Origin of the sequence: Psychrobacter sp. NPDC078631, assembly GCF_050268165.1 — a bacterium.
Taxonomy (GTDB): domain Bacteria; phylum Pseudomonadota; class Gammaproteobacteria; order Pseudomonadales; family Moraxellaceae; genus Psychrobacter.
Window position 1 is genome coordinate 1,319,741 of record NZ_JBNNGG010000001.1, and the last position, 17,611, is coordinate 1,337,351.

Consider the following 17,611-nt stretch of genomic DNA (forward strand, 5'->3'; position numbering starts at 1 on the left):
ATAGGTCTAAAACATAAATGAATAATAAAGGATAAATTAGTAAAGAATAAATTAGATTAGCACAGCCTGATGCATTGCCAAAATACTCATGCGTTCGCTTTTATTAACAATTGTTATGTGCAATTCATAGTGAGCAATTATTTATATGACTAATAATCGAACTGACACAAAAAAAGACACGCAGCGGTGTCTTTTTATTCGGGTATCAAATAAATTCTAAAACAATAGTACTATCTTAATGCCTAGCCTATTTTTATCACTTATCAGACGTATCGCTATCCGTTTTTTTAGCCAATGTACTGTCTTTTTTTAAGCTTACATTAGTGTCAGGCTGTTCGGTTACGGTAGTGCCTTCTGGCAAATAACTGCCTGTGGTCATTTGCAATGTGGCCTGCGTATCTTCTGCGCTGCGGCTACGGGCTTTATCCAAGCTTGATGCAAATGCGCTGCGTATCAACTGCCATACAAAACCAACAAACAGCCCTGCGACCAGTATCACCAATATCGGCAACATGTTGGCAACCGCGCCTGCGTAATCTTTCATCATCACAGCATAGACAACGCTAATGCTGGCTGGTGCAAGCTCGCTCGGATCGCCAAGCGCTGTACCTGGTGCTAGTAATACCGCAAACAGAACCATCCAGCTCATACCGCCCAATGGTTTTGGCAGTACACGAGCAACGAGTATCCATAGTACTAGCACCAAAACAGCACCGCCCAGATAAGCATACATCGGCAAATCAGCGGGCGGGACATCCTTTACCATTTGGCCCCACCAAATGGCAATCTCACCGAGAATGTCACTGATAGACTCTAGCGGCAAGCTATGTAAGATATTTTTTAACCAGTCCATGCGTGTTTATTTACCTGCGTTTATCGCCGGTGACACAATCTGTGTCTAGCGGTATATGTGCGTTCTGTAGAACCAGAATGAGGCCAACGACATAATGAACTTATGCATTATGTAGGCTTATATGTACCTTGCGTAGGGTGTCAGTTTATCACGACTCTCTACTCAAATGCATGTGAGCAAGTGTGTCGTAGGTTTTTATCGACGCTATTTTAAGGTAGCGTACTGATATGTCCTACCACACTTACTTGCTGACAAATCTATTAATTGTAGATGCTGTCCTGCGATTCACGAGCGCGCAGCTCTGCTTGGCGGCGCATGACATCTTGCGGCGGCAACTGCACAAAGTAACCTTGAGACTGCAGTTTTGCCAATACTTCTTCTTTATCAACACGAGCGAGCTTATCTTTAGTCGACAAGTCCAAATGCATGACGAACTTACTACGGCCTAAACCTGCACGGAAATCTTTTGGTAATACACCAAGCCAGTCTTTGATTTCATCAGTATCATCAGGATAATCAGGACGCGCAATGTAGATATACATGTCGTCATGTTTGGGAAATTTATAAATATCGCAATGCATAAAAACCACCTATCAGAAACTATGGGCGTAGGTTAGCATATTTCAGGCAAATACCAGTAGTCGCTTTGCGTTTTGCTATCGTAATTTTTGTCAAGAGACACAGATAAAACGCTGATATGAGCGATAAAAATATCGTTGTAAAACATAACCTATTTGACAAACTGCCCTATCAAAACATCATTTTTGCCAAATTTATTTATTTTAATGGCCTTGATGACTTGTAAAAGCGCTTTGAACCTTTCATAATAAAAGCGTTTTTCAGGAGAGAGTTTATCAGCATCTTTTTTGTATTGAACCCTATTGGTTATACAACTATCGCAATTGCTAGATAACCACCGAAGGCGCATCTACCCTGCCAATCGCTCAGGTAAAAGGACTGAAAAACGCATGTCACTGTTGTTTGATAATGTTTAGTAATATGGCGCTAATAGCGCACTACTTTTTTATCAAACATAAGGCATAACAAATCTGGAGAGTGGTAAGAACGGACGACGTCTTACCCACCGAAGGGGAGAAAATACGCTATCATCGACGATAGGGCTCATATAACTGCCCAAGAATGATGATTCGTGTTGAAAATCTCAGGTCACAGGACAGATAGGGCTTTAGCTCAAACTGACGTATAGCGTCTGTTTGGCTTACGTCTTCATCTTTGCTTTCTGTGTCACCCTTTGATGTGATATTTGCACCTTGCAATATTGCTTCTCGCTACTTTTACGTTGCGCATCACTCCTTACTCTACCGAGTACGACTGATGTACACATAAGGATTTGTTATGACTGATACCCATTCTCAAGACTCTAGCAGCAACCAAGCTCCTCAGCGCACCCCTTTTTACCAGTCTCATATTGATAGTGAGGGCAAACTGGTCGATTTTTCTGGTTGGGAATTGCCAATTCATTACGGTTCACAAATCGAAGAGCACGAAGCGGTACGTACAGATGCAGGTATGTTTGATGTCTCACATATGGTTGTGACTGATATCAAAGGCGCTGATACCAAAGCATGGCTACAAAAACTGCTCGCAAACGATGTCAACAAACTCACTACCGCTGGTAAAGCGCTGTACTCTGGCATGCTCAACGAGCAAGGCGGCGTCATCGATGATTTGATCGTCTACCTCATGAATGCAGAAGAAACTGAGTACCGTATCGTCTCTAACGCAGCCACTCGTGACAAGGACTTAACACAGTTTAATAAAGTCGCCGAAGGTTTCAATATTGAGATTACCGAGCGTCCTGAGCTGGCTATGCTCGCCGTGCAAGGGCCAAATGCTATTGCAAAACTGGCTCAGGCCAAACCAAGCTGGGCAGATACCTTAGCAGGACTAAAACCTTTCGTTGGTGCTGACTTGACCGATATCGAAGGCACTGATTGGTTTGTGGCTCGTACTGGTTATACTGGTGAAGATGGCGTCGAAGTCATTATGCATGCTGATGATGCCCCGGCTTTCTTTGAGCAGCTAAAAGCAAATAGCATCAAACCTGCTGGTCTTGGCGCACGCGATACCTTACGTATGGAAGCGGGCATGAACCTTTATGGCCATGACATGGACGAGACCATCAGCCCTTATGAATGCAACATGGGCTGGACGCTAGCGCTCAAAGACGACCGCGCCTTTGTTGGCCGCGAAGCATTGGTCAGCAAACGTAAGCAGTCAAAAGAAGACAACACCGCTATGAAGCAAGTGGGTCTACTATTGACCACGCGTGGCGTATTGCGTGAAGGCATGACAGTAACTATCAATCAAGGCACTGACAATGAGCAAACTGGCATTATCACCAGTGGTACATTCTCCCCTAGCCTAAAAAATTCAATCGCAATTGCCCGTGTGCCTGCCAGCTTATCAGAAGATGACAGCGTACAAGTCGATCTACGCGGCAAAGGTAAATTCGTCGATGTACGCGTACTGAAGCTACCTTTTGTCCGCAACGGCAAGCAACAGTTTGACTCTTAGGTCTTATAAATTCTATCATTAGAGCGCGTTGTCATTTTACACATGATTATAAAAGTGACGATACGCCCAGCCTCCATTATTTTTGTTAATTAACCTCTATCACTTAGGAGAGAGACCATGAGCAACATCCCAGCAGAGCTAAAATATATTGCGAGTCACGAGTGGCTACGCCTAGAAGACGACGGTACAATCACTGTTGGTATCACTGACCATGCTCAAGATCTATTGGGTGATGTGGTATTTGTTGAGCTGCCAGATGTGGGCGATATCATTGCTGTCGATGACGAAATCTCAGTTGTTGAATCAGTAAAAGCCGCTTCTGACGTTTATGCTCCTATTTCAGGTGAAGTGATCGCTATCAACGAAGCACTAGAAGATGATCCTGAAATCATTAACTCTGACCCATACGGCGAAGGTTGGTTCTTCAGAATGAAGCCTGACAACATCGCTGATTACGAAGCACTAATGACTGCTGACGAGTACGAAAGCGACTTATAAGCTAAGCACGTAAGCTAATCATGCTCTCGCAAGACATTAGCACTTGTAAGACTTTAGCTCGTACAAAGCACTAGCCTCGACCAAACATCATAGATACTGGCAGCAGCTGGTATCTATACTCTCTATTTAAACGATTTAAAAACCTTTCTCATGAAAAGTATTGGCTCATTGACCATGCTTGTTATTTGAAAGCAGCTTTATATGTAGATCTCCAACAATCATTATCGTCCGATGTTATTGCTACCAAGCGTTATCTCATTGACTCGTATTGATCACCTATTCGAATCCCAGTGAATACGTGCTATCAATAACGACGCAAACTGATAACCCAATTCTCAGCATGGATCCTAATATGAATGCCAACACCGATAATAAAGACCCCATTGCCACACCAAACCATACGCCGCAGCTACAAGCCTTCCGCGATATCGTAGAGTCACGCCGTTCCGTGCGCCGTTTTACTGACACACCTATCCCTGACGATGTATTGGCAGACTGTCTGCGGTTGGCCATGCTAGCACCAAACTCTAGCAACCTACAGCCGTGGGAGTTTTATGTTATCGATGATGCTGACAACCGTAAACGTGCCGTCAAAAACTGCATGAATCAAAACGCAGCAAAAACATCAGCCCGTTTGATTGCCATCGTTGCTCGTACTGATGTTTGGCACGATCACGCTAAGCAAGTATTGCGCGAATACCCTGATCAGCCAGTGCCAAAGAAAGTGAAAGACTACTACAACAAAGTCGTCACGATGGACTTCTTGCGCGGCCCAGCCAACGTGGTTTCGGCTGCGAAATGGGGCGCAACGCAAGTGGTCAGACGCGTAAAAGGCCCAATTAAATCGCCTTACTATACCTTTGAAGACACCAAAAACTGGGCAACTAATAACACCGCACTTGCCGCTGAAAACCTCATGCTAGCACTACGCGCTCATGGGTTTGATAGCTGTGCTATGGGCGGCTTCGATGAGCCTGCTATGAAACGCCTACTAGGCTTAGGCGACGATCAGCATATCATTATGATGATTGGCGCAGGTGAACGTGCTGACAATGGCGTTTACAATACCCAGTTCCGTTTTGATCAAAAACAGTTTGTGCATTACGTATAACGTACGGCTCACACTATTCCCTTAATTGCTATTTTGTTTATTACTCCCTTAACCAAGGATTGTCATGACTATCTCTCAAAACCCATCGTTTGATACCTTTCAAGGATTGTTCAACGAAGCTGAATTTGTCTATCGCCACTTAGGTTCGAACGAGACCAAGCAAGCTGACCTACTCAGCGCTGTTGGTTATAAGGATATGCAAAGCTTTATCAATGACACTGTGCCTGAGCCGGTACGTTTGCACAAAGAGTTGGATTTGCCAGTAGCAATGAGTGAGCACGCGGCACTTGCCAAACTACGCACGATGGCAGATGACATCACTGTTAACAAAAGCTATATCGGTCAAGGCTACTCTCCGGTTCGTATGCCGGCTGTCATTCAGCGCAATGTGCTCGAAAATCCAGGCTGGTATACCGCTTATACGCCTTACCAAGCGGAAATCGCTCAAGGTCGTCTAGAAGCACTGCTGAACTTCCAACAAGTATGTATCGATTTGACTGGTCTTGAGTTAGCTGGTGCGTCATTGCTTGATGAAGCAACGGCCGCTGCAGAAGCAATGGCCATGTCGAAGCGTGTGAGCAAAAGCAAATCAACGCAGTATTTCGTCGACGAGCGTGTCTATCCACAAACGCTAGATGTTATTAACACTCGTGCGAAATACTTCGGTTGGGAAGTTATCGTTGGTGATTTTGAAACCGCTAAATCTGGCGACTATTTTGGTGCGCTATTCCAGTATGTCGGTGCTGAAGGTGACGTTAAAGACTTAACAGACGTCATCAGTGCAGTAAAAGAAAACAAGACTTACGTCAGCGTCGTCAGTGACATTATGAGCTTGGTGTTATTAAAATCACCAGCCGATATGGGTGCCGACGTAGCGCTAGGTAGTACTCAGCGTTTCGGTATCCCAATGGGCTTCGGTGGTCCACATGCCGCTTATTTTGCGTTCTCTGATAAAGCCAAACGCTCAGCACCTGGTCGTATCATTGGCGTATCGAAAGACGCACAAGGCAATACAGCTCTGCGTATGGCTCTACAAACGCGTGAGCAGCATATCCGCCGCGAAAAAGCCAACTCAAACATCTGTACCTCACAAGTATTACTAGCTAACCTCGCTGGTATGTACGCGGTCTATCATGGTCCAGGCGGCGTAAAACGTATCGCTACTCGTATTCATGCGTTTGCCACTGCGTTTGCTGATGCTATCACAGAATCTAACGACAGCAGCTTGAGCGTGGTACATGATCAATTCTTCGATACAGTCGTGGTTGATTGTGGTTCAGAGAAATTGGCTACTCAAATTTTCAAAAATGCAGACAACGTTGGCTATAACTTATGGCGTCTAAGCGACACCAAATTGAGCGTTGCCTTTAGTGAAACCAGCGATCAACAAGACTTCAACACCTTGACTCAGCTATTCGTCAACAAGTCACACGATCTACCTGAAACAGCTCGTGTCTCTTTAGATAGCGCACACCTGCGTACGGATGACATCTTGACCCATCCAGTATTTAACTCGCATCACACCGAACATGAAATGCTACGCTATCTAAAGTCGCTTGAAGACAAAGATTTGGCGATGAACCGCAGCATGATTTCACTGGGTAGCTGTACCATGAAGCTAAACGCCACCAGTGAGATGCTACCGATTACGTGGCCTGAGTTTGCCAATGTGCATCCTTTTGCACCGCGTGACCAAGTCACTGGCTATATCGCAATGATCGATAGCTTGCAAGATCAATTAAAAGCCATTACTGGTTTTGATGATGTCTCTATGCAGCCAAACTCTGGCGCCTCTGGTGAATATGCTGGTCTGTTAGCGATTCGCCGTTATCATGAGTCATTGGGCGAAACCAATCGCGATGTTTGCTTGATTCCGATGTCGGCGCACGGTACCAACCCTGCTACTGCCATGATGATGGGTATGCAAGTGGTTGTGGTCAAAACTGATGAAAACGGCAACGTTGATATCGATGATCTAACTGCCAAATGTGAAGAGTACAGCGATCGCCTAGGTGCGCTAATGATCACTTATCCATCGACGCATGGTGTGTTCGAAGAAGGCATCCGTCATATCTGTGATTTGACCCACAAGCATGGTGGGCAGGTCTATATGGACGGCGCGAACATGAATGCTCAGGTAGGCATGATGCAGCCTGCAGACGTTGGTGCTGATGTATTACACATGAACCTGCACAAAACCTTCTGTATTCCGCATGGCGGCGGCGGTCCAGGCATGGGCCCTATCGGTATGAAGGCGCATTTGGCAACATTTATGGCCAACCATACCTTGAGCCCTGTACATAATGCACAAAAAGACTGCTCAGCAGTATCAGCAGCACCTTATGGTTCAGCAAGCATCTTACCGATCTCATGGATGTATATTGCTATGATGGGCCGTGATGGCTTATTAAAAGCAACGGAGCTGGCATTACTGAATGCCAACTATGTGGCAGCTGAGCTAAAAGGTCACTACCCTGTCTTGTATGCAGGCAAAAACGGCCGCGTGGCTCACGAATGTATCATCGATATTCGTCCGCTAAAAGAAGAGACTGGCATCACAGAAAGCGATATCGCTAAGCGCTTAATGGATTATGGTTTCCATTCACCAACGATGAGCTTCCCAGTCGCTGGCACGCTTATGATTGAGCCAACAGAGTCTGAGTCAAAAGAAGAACTAGATCGCTTTATCAGTGCGCTGAAGTCTATCAAAGCTGAAGCCATGAAAGCCAAAGCTGGTGAAGATAACTGGACGCTAGAAGACAACCCATTAGTCAATGCACCGCATACCGCAGCTATGATTACTAGCGAAGAGTGGACGCATCCTTACAGCCGTGAGACTGCTGCATTCCCACTGCCATACATCCGTGCAAACAAGTTCTGGCCAAGTGTCGCGCGTGTCGATGATGCGTATGGTGATAAGAACCTAATGTGCTCTTGCCCAAGTATCGAAAACTATATGTAATTATCATTTTCGATAGCTATTCTCTGTAGTAAAAACCTCCAAGTCAGCTACTGACTTGGAGGTTTTTATTTTGCTGACTTTTTATCTATTACGTTAGCAGGTAATATTATCAATAAAACAAACGATAAGAACTCAATGTAATAAAAACTTATATTGATAATAAGCTATTTATCTTAAATTTCTGAAGCAATCATTTGGACACTGCTATGCAACATAAAGCGCCTGAACAAAAAATTCGCGTTATTCTAATCCATGGGTTGCATCAAACCCCATGGATTATGCGACCATTAGCCAAGCGCCTGCAAGCAGCAGGATTTGATACCCGTCAGTATGGCTACCGTGGTATGCGTGATGGTATCAAAACCAATAGCGCCCGCCTAAATAGCTGGCTAGAAACAAACCATCACCCAGATCATCCTATAGATTTGGTCGGACACAGCTTAGGTGGTTTAATCATTCGTGATTTTGTCGCTCAGTATCCAAAATGGAAAATTGGACGTTGCGTGACTCTAGGGACACCGCATATAGGCAGTGTTTGTGCAGATTATATCTGGCGATTGACTCCTGTTGTCGTAGGTCGCTCGTATGTCGACGCACTGGACGGCACAGTCGCGCCATTGCCCAAACACGTGATGCTAGGCGTCATCGCTGGCAACCGACCTTATGGTCTAGGTCAGCTGTTTTTACAATATCATAATCGCAAACTGCGCAAATCTGACAAGCCACCCCTTAACGAGCAACTTGCACATGACGGGACAGTATATATCGAGGAGACGAGGATAGAGGCAGCAGCTGATCATATCATCATGCCAGTCTCACATACTGGCATGCTAGTGAACCCAGAGGTCGCCGAGCAGACTCGATACTTTTTAGAGCATGGACGATTTAAACGCTAAGAGCTGTATGAATACTTGAGTATCAGTTTTTCGTCTTATTAAACGACTCCTTATTGAACACGAATACCCATGCCCTGCTGCAGTTCGGTTTTATGCTTTTTGATGACTGGAATTAAGGTTTTAATTACCCAGTCGTTACGCCAACCTTTTAACCCTTGTGGCAGTTCGCTCACGTCTTGATCAAGAGCAACCACTTCATACAGTTGTCCTAGCCATTTTTTACGCATCAATACGCTAGCAGGTATACCAATCTCGCGCGCATGCTCATCAATCGCTTGCTGCACTGCTTTTGATAATACTTTATTTTTTGAGCGATATGGTGGCACTAGACAGTCTGGATGCTCTTTAGGCGGTAGACTCTTGGCATCTCTGATTATTTTCAGCAGCTCTTCGCCATATAGTCGCAGCATACTACGGTGCATGGTCGTTTTGTGTGCCAGCTCGCGCATACTGTTTGGCTTTTCAGTGACAATCTCTCGCACTGCTTGTTTTTTTATCACAAAGGTACGCGGTTGATTGGTCGCACGTGCCAGCTCTTCTCGCCACGTAGCCACACCTTTGAGTATCGCCATTTGCTGTGAGTTATAGCGATAATCTGCCATCGTTAGATACATCGCTTCATCTTCGACGTGCTGCGTGTCATACAAATCACTGGCATAAAGCTGACAGTCAGCCCAAACATAATCGTATAAACCTTGAGACTTAAGCGCATGCTCGATACTGAGATATAGCGCTGGCAAATAACGCACATCATCGATAGCATATTGCTCTTGTTCATCTGTCAACGGACGCTGGAGCCAATCAGACTGACTATGTTCTTTATCAATATGCATATCTAGCTGATCAGCCAGTGCCTGCTGATACCCCATTTGCAATTGACCCGTCAGATAAGACAACGCTATTTGCGTATCAAAAATATTGGTCAACGGTGGACAGCCAGACAATAGATAAAAAATACCCAAATCTTCGCCGCAAGCGTGCCAAATAGCAACATCTACTTTGCGTAGCGCTTCCCACAGATCAGCCAGTTGTAGCTGCGGTGCATCCAGTAGATAAACATGATCGCCAGTATTTAATTGCACAAGCGCCAAGCGCGGATAATAAGTATCACGCTTAATAAACTCAGTATCTAAGGCCACGCGTCCACAAGTCGCTAAGGCATCAATAACCTCATCTAAATCGCCTTGCTTACGTACCCATGTAATAGCAACGTCATCAGCAATATCCAATAGTGCATCAATATCTAGCACCTCAGCATCTGGAGTATTAGACACTGACTCAGATGAAGTGGCTGCTGACATTGGCTCAGTATTAGCGGCTTCTTGTAATGAGCCATCATTGATATCAGAAGCATTTGATTGAGCTGAAGCGTTTGAAACGTTATTGGACACGGGCAGATACCTGCATTAATAGGAGAAAATAAAACGCTAAACCGCGCCTTAATAAAATTAAAAGATAAACAATAATAAAGTAATTATAACAATTCCGAGAAATGAATTGGGTAAGACTTTGAAGCAATCAAAACGTTATAAAAAAGAACGATTTTGCATGGCTTGACCAAGCGTCATACTATCCAGATACTCAAGCTCGCCGCCCATCGGGACGCCTTGTGCTAAACGCGTCACTTTATTGACATGACGACTGACAGCTTCACTGATAAAGTGCGCCGTAGTCTGCCCTTCGACAGTCGTGCCTGTTGCCAATATCAGCTCTTCGACAGGCTCTTTCTTCACTCGCCATACGAGCTGATCAATATTTAAGTCATCGGCACTGACACCATCAATTGGCGATAGATGCCCACCCAACACAAAATAACGACCACGGTAACCAGCTGTCTGTTCAATCGCCATCACATCTGCTGCCGTCTCGACCACGCATAGCAGACTGTCATCACGTCTAACATCTTGGCAAAGCGGACATACAGCCTCATCACTAAAGCTATGGCAACGCTGACATTCAACAATATCACGCATGGCTTCATCTAGTGCTTGGGCGAGTGCCATGCCTTGTGGGCGTTTTTTACTGAGCAGATGTAACGCCATTCGTTGGGCACTTTTTTGACCGACGCCTGGCAATATACGCAGCTGTTTGACCAGCTGATCAAATTTGGCTGTAAGCAAAGTAGCTTCCTTTAATTGACTTTATCTAACTGAATTTATAAATCGTAGCTATAAAAATGGGGTCGTATCGTGTCGATAACAACCCCATTTTTGTCTTCAGTATGAAGTATTTAATGCTTAAAACATGCCTTGCATACCTGGTGGCAGACCCATGCCCGAGGTCGCGCCAGCCATCGTTTCTTCATATAGTGCATCTGCTTGACGAACCGCATCATTGATAGCAGCAGCGATAAGATCTTCGATCATATCTGGCTCATCTTCTAACAGACTTGGATCAATAGTCAAACGCTTAACCACATGACGACCAGTCATCGTTACTTTAACTAGTCCACTGCCCGCTTCTGCTTGCACTTCTTTGTTAGCAAGTTCTTTCTTAGCGTTTTCAACGTTCGCTTCTACTTTCTTTTGCATCGTTTGTGCTTGTTGCATCAATGCTTGAATGTTCATAGTTGCCTCTTTTGTTATTTATGGTTTGTATTTTATGCTAGTGCGTATAGTAATGAATAATTAATAACGTAAAGTTAATGCAATGCGTTAGTGCAGATTATACCGTTATCTTTACAAACTGTCTAAACCACGTGCCAAGTCTTTGATAATATCTTCCACATCTTCTAGACCTACCGATAGACGAATCAGACCATCTTTAACGCCAGCTTCGGCACGAGCCTCAGCAGTTAAGCGGAAATGCGTCGTGGTTGCAGGATGAGTAATCGTGGTTTTGGCATCGCCCAAGTTATTGGTGATAGAGACCATTTGGGTTGAATCAATCACATGCCACGCCGCTTCTTTGGTATCACGGCTATCAGATGCCTTGACTTCGAAGCCCATGATAGCACCGTAACCATTCTTCATATGATGCTGACGTGTAGCAAGCTCGTGCGCAGAATGGTCACTCAAGCCTGAGAAATGCACAGTACTGACATTAGGGTGATTGACCAAAAACTCTGCCACTTGATTGGCATTTTGGCAATGCGCTTGCATACGCAATTTAAGCGTTTCAAGCCCCTTAGTAAATACCCAAGCATTGAACGGACTCATGCTGATACCACCTGAGCGCACCACGGTAAATGCTTCTTGCATCAGTTCATCACTACCGACCAACGCACCGCCTAATACTCGACCCTGACCATCCAAATATTTGGTCGCAGAGTGAATGACCACATCCGCACCCAAATCTAATGGGCGCTGCAATGCTGGTGTCGCAAAGCAGTTATCAACGACGAGTAATATATCATTGGCTTTACATAGCTGACTCAAATAACCGATATCGCAAATCTGTGCCAATGGATTACTTGGGCTTTCGCAATAAATCACCTTGGTATTTGGTTGAACCGCATTGGCCCATGCCTCATTGTCGAAGCAATCCACGTAGCTGACTTCAACACCAAACTTGGCCATATAGTTGTTGAATAGACCGATAGATGAGCCGAATAACTGGTTGGCCGCTAGCAAATGGTCGCCCGCTTTTAGATATGCCAAGCACATGGTCAAAATAGCGCCCATACCAGAGGCCGTTGCAACCGCGCGTTCACCGTTTTCTAATGCAGCTAAACGACGCTCAAAAGTACGCACGCTTGGATTGGTATGACGAGAGTAGACATTGCCTGTTTTTGTACCGTCAAAATGAGCAGCAGCATCAGCGGCTGAACGATAAACGTAAGAGCTGGTGGTAAAAATAGGCTCTGAATGCTCGCCTTCGTCTGTACGGTGTTGACCTGCCCGCACTGCGATGGTCTGCATGCCATAATCAAGCCCTAAATCTAAGGCATCGTTGCGCCAGTTTGGATCTAACTTGTTCACACTGCTCTCATCATGGTTTTGCGACTGACTCATAAACGTTCCATTACTTTGGTTGGTATTTTATTGGTTAATACTTTATTGATTGGTCTTTTAATTGAAATAAAATGACTGCTTATTCTTCTGATTATCGACCGAATTCATCAGCGTTATCATATCATGTCGACTTATTCCGCACAGCTGGTTTCAAATGGCCACTAAATATTATTTTCGAATACTAAAGATGTATCAATTTTAATGCTCAAAATCTGCCACATATATAATTAAACACTACTTAAAAAACAATGATTTCGTGCGCTAAATCTAACAAAAATAACGTATTTATAATAGGCAGATATCACAACAGCTGCTAAGCTTAGCGACGATTTAGATTTTGCCACGCGTAATACAACAACAGTTTGGTAATTCATCTAACAAGAGTGATTTGAACACTCAGAATCATTATTTATCAGTACATCTAGGCTCATTAAGGTAAATTCGTTATGTCGATGTTCAGTATAGAACCAAGCAGCTTATCGTTGAGTCTAACCCTAGGACTGACTTTAGGTCTTAGTGCTTGCCAGAGTTTGCCCAAGCAGCCACATTTACCGGAAAGCCAAGCACTATCAGCGCGTGTAGAGGCGCTATATTCAGACGAGCAAACGACGCAAGGTGAGACGATTAAAACTAGCAGCACTGACTTGGTCTCTGCTATTAGTGCGCAGAACGATATTCATCCTGATTTGTCTGGTTACCATCCAATCGTGACCGGAGCGAATGCTTTTGCGGCACGTAGCATCTTGACAGATATGGCCACGCGCAATATTGATGCACAGTACTATATTTGGCATAACGATCAGGCTGGTCAGCTTTTGTTAAAAGACTTATGGGACGCAGCTGAACGCGGCGTAATCGTGCGCTTATTGTTAGATGATTTTAATAATAGTGCCAAGTTTGACCAGCATTTATTACGTTTTGCCAGTCATCCCAATACCGCGGTGCGTATTATCAATCCTTTGATGCATCGTAAGTTTCCAACATTGAACTATGTGACTGGTTTGCCGCGTATCAATCGCCGCATGCACAATAAGAGCATGACCTTTGATAAGCAAATTACCATCATCGGCGGGCGTAATATCGGTAACGAATACCTTAGCAATGACCAAAGCAGCCAATTTGCAGATTTGGATGTCTTACTTATCGGTAAAGTCGTCGCAGATATTGATAACAGTTTTTATGACTATTGGTCATCGCCTTTATCATTCGATATTGAGACCTTAGCGAAATTTGATAATGACGTTACGCCTGATTTTTTAAAGGCTTTAGATAAGCTCGGCCTGGATGAAGAAAACAACGAAGGCAGCAGCTTGACGGTTTATAAAGCTGCGATCAAAGACTCTACGATTGATAGTGACTTGATTAATAAGCGTGTGCCTTTTCGTTGGACCGACATGCAGTTCTTAAGTGATGATGTTGGTAAACTAAGCAAAACAGTTCCTGCCGATACCAACTTGGTTCATCAGTTGCGTAACTTGCTTGGTAGCCCAACCAAGAAATTGACGATTATTTCTTCTTATTTTGTACCGACCAAAGATGGCGTCGATACATTGGTTAAGTTGGCTGAAGCTGGTGTTGATATTAAGATATTAACCAACTCATTTGATGCGACCGATGTGACTGCCGTGCATTCTGGTTATAGCCAGTGGCGACCTCGCCTGCTTCGTTCAGGCGTCAAAATATATGAGCTTAAATCGACCGCTGCTGAAGAAAAACGTGACAATAAACTGTGGCGAGCACGTAGTCAATCTTCGACCAGCTTGCACGCAAAAACGTTTGCAGTAGATGATTATCAAGTCTTTATCGGTTCATACAACGTTGACCCACGCTCTGCCAATATCAATACCGAAATGGGCGTGATTATTAATGATGATGAACTCGCAAGGCAGTTGCATGGTGCTTTGAGCGACGATCTATTAAATCAAGCGTATGAAGTCAAGCTACTAGAAAATGGCAATCTGCAATGGCATACCATGGAGAAAGGCGAAAAAGTAGTCTATGACTCAGAGCCACGAGTGGATATAGGTGACCATGTTTGGCTAACCATTATGTCTTGGTTGCCCATTGACTGGCTATTATAGATATATAGCTTATTAATTTCGACAGCTCTAGACCATTAGAACATTTAGTTTTGCGACTCAGTTGTATTAAGTAAACAAAGTACTATTCAAAAACTTCTATTTTAAACACCCAACTTATTGTTTCGGCAAATCATCTTTTATATATCTTGATTTGCCGTTTTTACCATGGCCGGTTATCCAAACGATGATCGTCTTAATGACCACTTTACTCTGTGGATATGTGATCTATTATGCCGTCTCGTTCTCAATACGCCCTAATGTCTACTAAAGACAAAAACATAGTGATGTTCATTAGCTTCATCAGCGCTGTGATATTTTTTGATTTTTTGATTTACTTGTATATCTCAGATATTGTTTCAGCGGCGATTTTTCCTGCTAATTCTGACCCTAGAGTTGCTAAACTGCAAGGAATGGGGCTTTTTGTTATCGGTTATTTAGCACGTCCAATCGGAGGTGTTCTCATCGGTCGTTATGGTGATATAAAAGGTAGAAAGCCCGTTTTATTGCTAAGTATAATAGTCACCGCATGTAGTCTCCTCGCAATGGCATTTTTGCCCACTTATGCACAATGGGGCATCTTTGCGCCTGCTTTATTCATTTTGTTAAGAATAATACAGGGTATGGCATACGGACTTTATGTTCCCTTATCTTGGGTATTTGTGGCAGAGCATGTGCCTAGACAGTATTTATCAGTAGCCTGTAGCTACGTGACTGCCAGCTTCTTTGTAGGCGTGTTATTCTCAAATGCATTTTTTATGTGGCTCTCTAGCTTTATGACCACAGCTGAGTTAACTGAGTACGGATGGCGCTTGCCATTTTTAGTGGCCGCTGCACTAAGTGCTTTGCCGTTATTGGTGTGGCGAATGGTTGGAGAGACGCCTTTCTTCTTGGCACTCGTAAAGCCGAAGGCAAGTAAAAATGCAGGCAAGCCACTGACGTTACTTTTTAAACACTGCAAACATTCCATTTTTATCGGTATGGTGCTGACGTTAGTAATCTCTAGTATTTCTACTGTTATCGTTTTGCTATTACCTGACTTAATAGAGATAAATTTTTCGTTGGACAGTGATTTATTCGGGTTCTCCCATAGCTTGGGCATCATATTTATAATTTTTGGCTGTATATTCTATGGGATGATTTCTAATCACGAGAATTTTGGTAAAGTGTTGGTAATCGGTTCGATTTTACTGATTGCCCAAATGCTGGCGTTCTTTTACCATTTGCAGGCGGGCGGTGATTATATACTGATCATGTATGCGATTTTGGGCTTCTGTGCTGGCGTGATTGGTATGGTCCCTGCTATCCTTGTAGAGCTGTTTCCGACCAATGTACGTCTGACTGGCGTTGCTTTTTGCAACAATGTCACACAGGGTATCGTGGGTGTACTAATACCTTTTGGTCTTGGATACGCCACGACTCTAGTAAGCTTTTCACCAGCACTGTACATTGCCTTTATTGGCTTTATCGGTATTATCATGGGGCTTTATTTTTATAATTTGCCCGAGTTGAAAAAGATTGACCACGTTATTGTATAAGTAAGATAGTCAATCGCCGCTTCGCATAACGCTTAAAGCTCTAAAAAATCTTGAAAATAAGGTGCAATGGGTTGTCTCATCCATTGCACCTTCTCCATTTATTTAAGACACAAATATTAAGGCTTGATGACCATGGTTGATATGACCAACAAACGCCTCTCAGTAGCTCCTATGATCGACTGGACTACGACAGATTATCGTTATTTTGCGCGACTGTTTAATCCGCATACCTATCTATATACCGAGATGATCAGTACTGGTGCATTGATACATGGCAATCGAGCACGCCACTTGCGCTTCGATACACTTGAGCATCCTCTTGTATTGCAACTTGGCGGTGCAGACATCAGTGAGATGACACAATGCGCAGAGTTTGCTCAGCAATATGGCTATGACGAGGTCAATATCAATGTTGGTTGCCCCTCAGATCGCGTACAGCACAACAAAATAGGTGCTTGTCTGATGGCAGAACCTCAGACCGTCGCTGATTTGGTCAAGCATATGCAAGCTGCAGTCGATATTCCTGTGACGGTCAAACATCGTATTGGCATCGATGATTTTGATAGTTATGAGTTTATGGTGGACTTTGTGCAGACAGTGGCAGCAGCAGGTTGTACCCGCTTTATTGTACATGCACGTACGGCATGGTTGCAGGGGCTCAGCCCTAAGCAAAACCGCGAGATACCACCGCTGCGTTACGATGATGTGTACCGTCTAAAGCAGGACTTTCCTGAGCTAGATATTGAAATCAATGGCGGTATCGATACAATTGAAGATATAAAAATGCATCTACAGCATATCGATGGTGTGATGATTGGCCGAGCGTTTTATCACAACCCTTATCTATTAGCAGAGGCCAATAGCTTATGGAACGAGGCAACGTCCGAGACAATACCTAAGCGCTCAGAGATTTTAGCGCAGCTATATCCATATCTCGAAGAACAACTCGCAAAAGGCGAAGCGTTGCCAACGATGACACGGCATTATTTAGGACTTTTCCAAGGTCTGATGGGCGCGCGTAAATGGCGTCAAGCCTTGAGCGGTAAACCTCAACTGACGATTGATGATATCAAGCGAGCTGCCGATGAAGTGCTACTATTAAATCCTGATGCATAATCCTAACGCGTCGCCAAATTTTGATATCTGACTGGCTCGATAGAATTTACATGCCAGCCGTCGTTGTG

At 44.1% G+C, this 17,611-nt stretch carries 14 protein-coding genes and 2 riboswitches; of the genes, 8 read left to right on the top strand and 6 right to left on the bottom strand.

Annotation, left to right across the window (positions count from 1 at the left end; all coding sequences use genetic code 11):
* Positions 1-256: 256 nt before the first annotated feature.
* Together ACQKCP_RS05225 and ACQKCP_RS05230 are read right to left on the bottom strand one after the other, a co-directional pair.
* Positions 257-853: a hypothetical protein gene (locus ACQKCP_RS05225; RefSeq protein WP_427611548.1), complete on the bottom strand. Its 597-nt coding sequence runs from the start codon at positions 851-853 to the stop codon at positions 257-259.
* A gap of 260 nt (positions 854-1,113) precedes the next feature.
* On the bottom strand, positions 1,114-1,434 hold the full coding sequence (locus ACQKCP_RS05230) for a YcgL domain-containing protein (RefSeq protein ID WP_057760762.1): 321 nt from the start codon (positions 1,432-1,434) through the stop codon (positions 1,114-1,116).
* A 249-nt stretch (positions 1,435-1,683) separates the two neighbouring features.
* A riboswitch (glycine riboswitch) is annotated at positions 1,684-1,823 on the top strand.
* A 69-nt stretch (positions 1,824-1,892) separates the two neighbouring features.
* A riboswitch (glycine riboswitch) is annotated at positions 1,893-2,041 on the top strand.
* 168 nt (positions 2,042-2,209) lie between these two features.
* Here ACQKCP_RS05230 and gcvT point away from each other — a divergent pair.
* The 5 genes from gcvT to ACQKCP_RS05255 all read left to right on the top strand — a co-directional run bounded on the left by gcvT (position 2,210) and on the right by ACQKCP_RS05255 (position 8,858).
* Positions 2,210-3,391: a glycine cleavage system aminomethyltransferase GcvT gene (gene gcvT / locus ACQKCP_RS05235; RefSeq protein ID WP_427611549.1), complete on the top strand. Its 1,182-nt coding sequence runs from the start codon at positions 2,210-2,212 to the stop codon at positions 3,389-3,391.
* 117 nt (positions 3,392-3,508) lie between these two features.
* Complete coding sequence (gene gcvH, locus ACQKCP_RS05240) at positions 3,509-3,889, top strand: glycine cleavage system protein GcvH (protein ID WP_057760766.1); 381 nt, start codon at positions 3,509-3,511, stop codon at positions 3,887-3,889.
* Positions 3,890-4,241: 352 nt separating this feature from the next.
* Complete coding sequence (locus ACQKCP_RS05245; RefSeq protein WP_160021336.1) at positions 4,242-5,000, top strand: nitroreductase family protein; 759 nt, start codon at positions 4,242-4,244, stop codon at positions 4,998-5,000.
* A 64-nt stretch (positions 5,001-5,064) separates the two neighbouring features.
* Entirely contained in the window at positions 5,065-7,962 is a 2,898-nt protein-coding gene (gcvP, locus tag ACQKCP_RS05250; RefSeq protein ID WP_160021337.1) for an aminomethyl-transferring glycine dehydrogenase, read from the top strand.
* Positions 7,963-8,168: 206 nt separating this feature from the next.
* Positions 8,169-8,858 (top strand): esterase/lipase family protein, encoded by a 690-nt coding sequence (locus ACQKCP_RS05255; protein WP_427611550.1) that lies wholly within the window; start codon positions 8,169-8,171, stop codon positions 8,856-8,858.
* A 50-nt stretch (positions 8,859-8,908) separates the two neighbouring features.
* Here the strand turns inward: ACQKCP_RS05255 and ACQKCP_RS05260 are convergent, their stop codons facing one another.
* The 4 genes from ACQKCP_RS05260 to ACQKCP_RS05275 form a co-directional block, all read right to left on the bottom strand.
* A complete protein-coding gene (locus ACQKCP_RS05260) occupies positions 8,909-10,249 on the bottom strand; it encodes a ribonuclease D (protein WP_427611551.1) in 1,341 nt (446 codons plus the stop codon).
* A 135-nt stretch (positions 10,250-10,384) separates the two neighbouring features.
* Positions 10,385-10,978 (bottom strand): recombination mediator RecR, encoded by a 594-nt coding sequence (recR, locus tag ACQKCP_RS05265; protein ID WP_427611552.1) that lies wholly within the window; start codon positions 10,976-10,978, stop codon positions 10,385-10,387.
* Between the two features lie 117 nt (positions 10,979-11,095).
* Positions 11,096-11,425 carry a YbaB/EbfC family nucleoid-associated protein gene (locus ACQKCP_RS05270; RefSeq protein WP_045445429.1) on the bottom strand — a complete coding sequence of 110 codons (330 nt, stop codon included), beginning with the start codon at positions 11,423-11,425 and terminating at the stop codon, positions 11,096-11,098.
* A 111-nt stretch (positions 11,426-11,536) separates the two neighbouring features.
* On the bottom strand, positions 11,537-12,811 hold the full coding sequence (locus ACQKCP_RS05275) for an O-succinylhomoserine sulfhydrylase (protein ID WP_427611553.1): 1,275 nt from the start codon (positions 12,809-12,811) through the stop codon (positions 11,537-11,539).
* A gap of 446 nt (positions 12,812-13,257) precedes the next feature.
* Between ACQKCP_RS05275 and ACQKCP_RS05280 the strand changes: the two genes are divergently transcribed.
* From ACQKCP_RS05280 to dusA, 3 genes are all read left to right on the top strand, one after another.
* The gene (locus tag ACQKCP_RS05280; RefSeq protein WP_427611554.1) at positions 13,258-14,892 is read left to right on the top strand and encodes a phospholipase D family protein; all 1,635 of its coding nucleotides are present in this window, start codon (positions 13,258-13,260) and stop codon (positions 14,890-14,892) included.
* 230 nt (positions 14,893-15,122) lie between these two features.
* A complete protein-coding gene (locus ACQKCP_RS05285) occupies positions 15,123-16,427 on the top strand; it encodes an MFS transporter (protein WP_427611555.1) in 1,305 nt (434 codons plus the stop codon).
* A 132-nt stretch (positions 16,428-16,559) separates the two neighbouring features.
* Complete coding sequence (gene dusA / locus ACQKCP_RS05290) at positions 16,560-17,543, top strand: tRNA dihydrouridine(20/20a) synthase DusA (protein WP_427611556.1); 984 nt, start codon at positions 16,560-16,562, stop codon at positions 17,541-17,543.
* Positions 17,544-17,611: the final 68 nt, after the last annotated feature.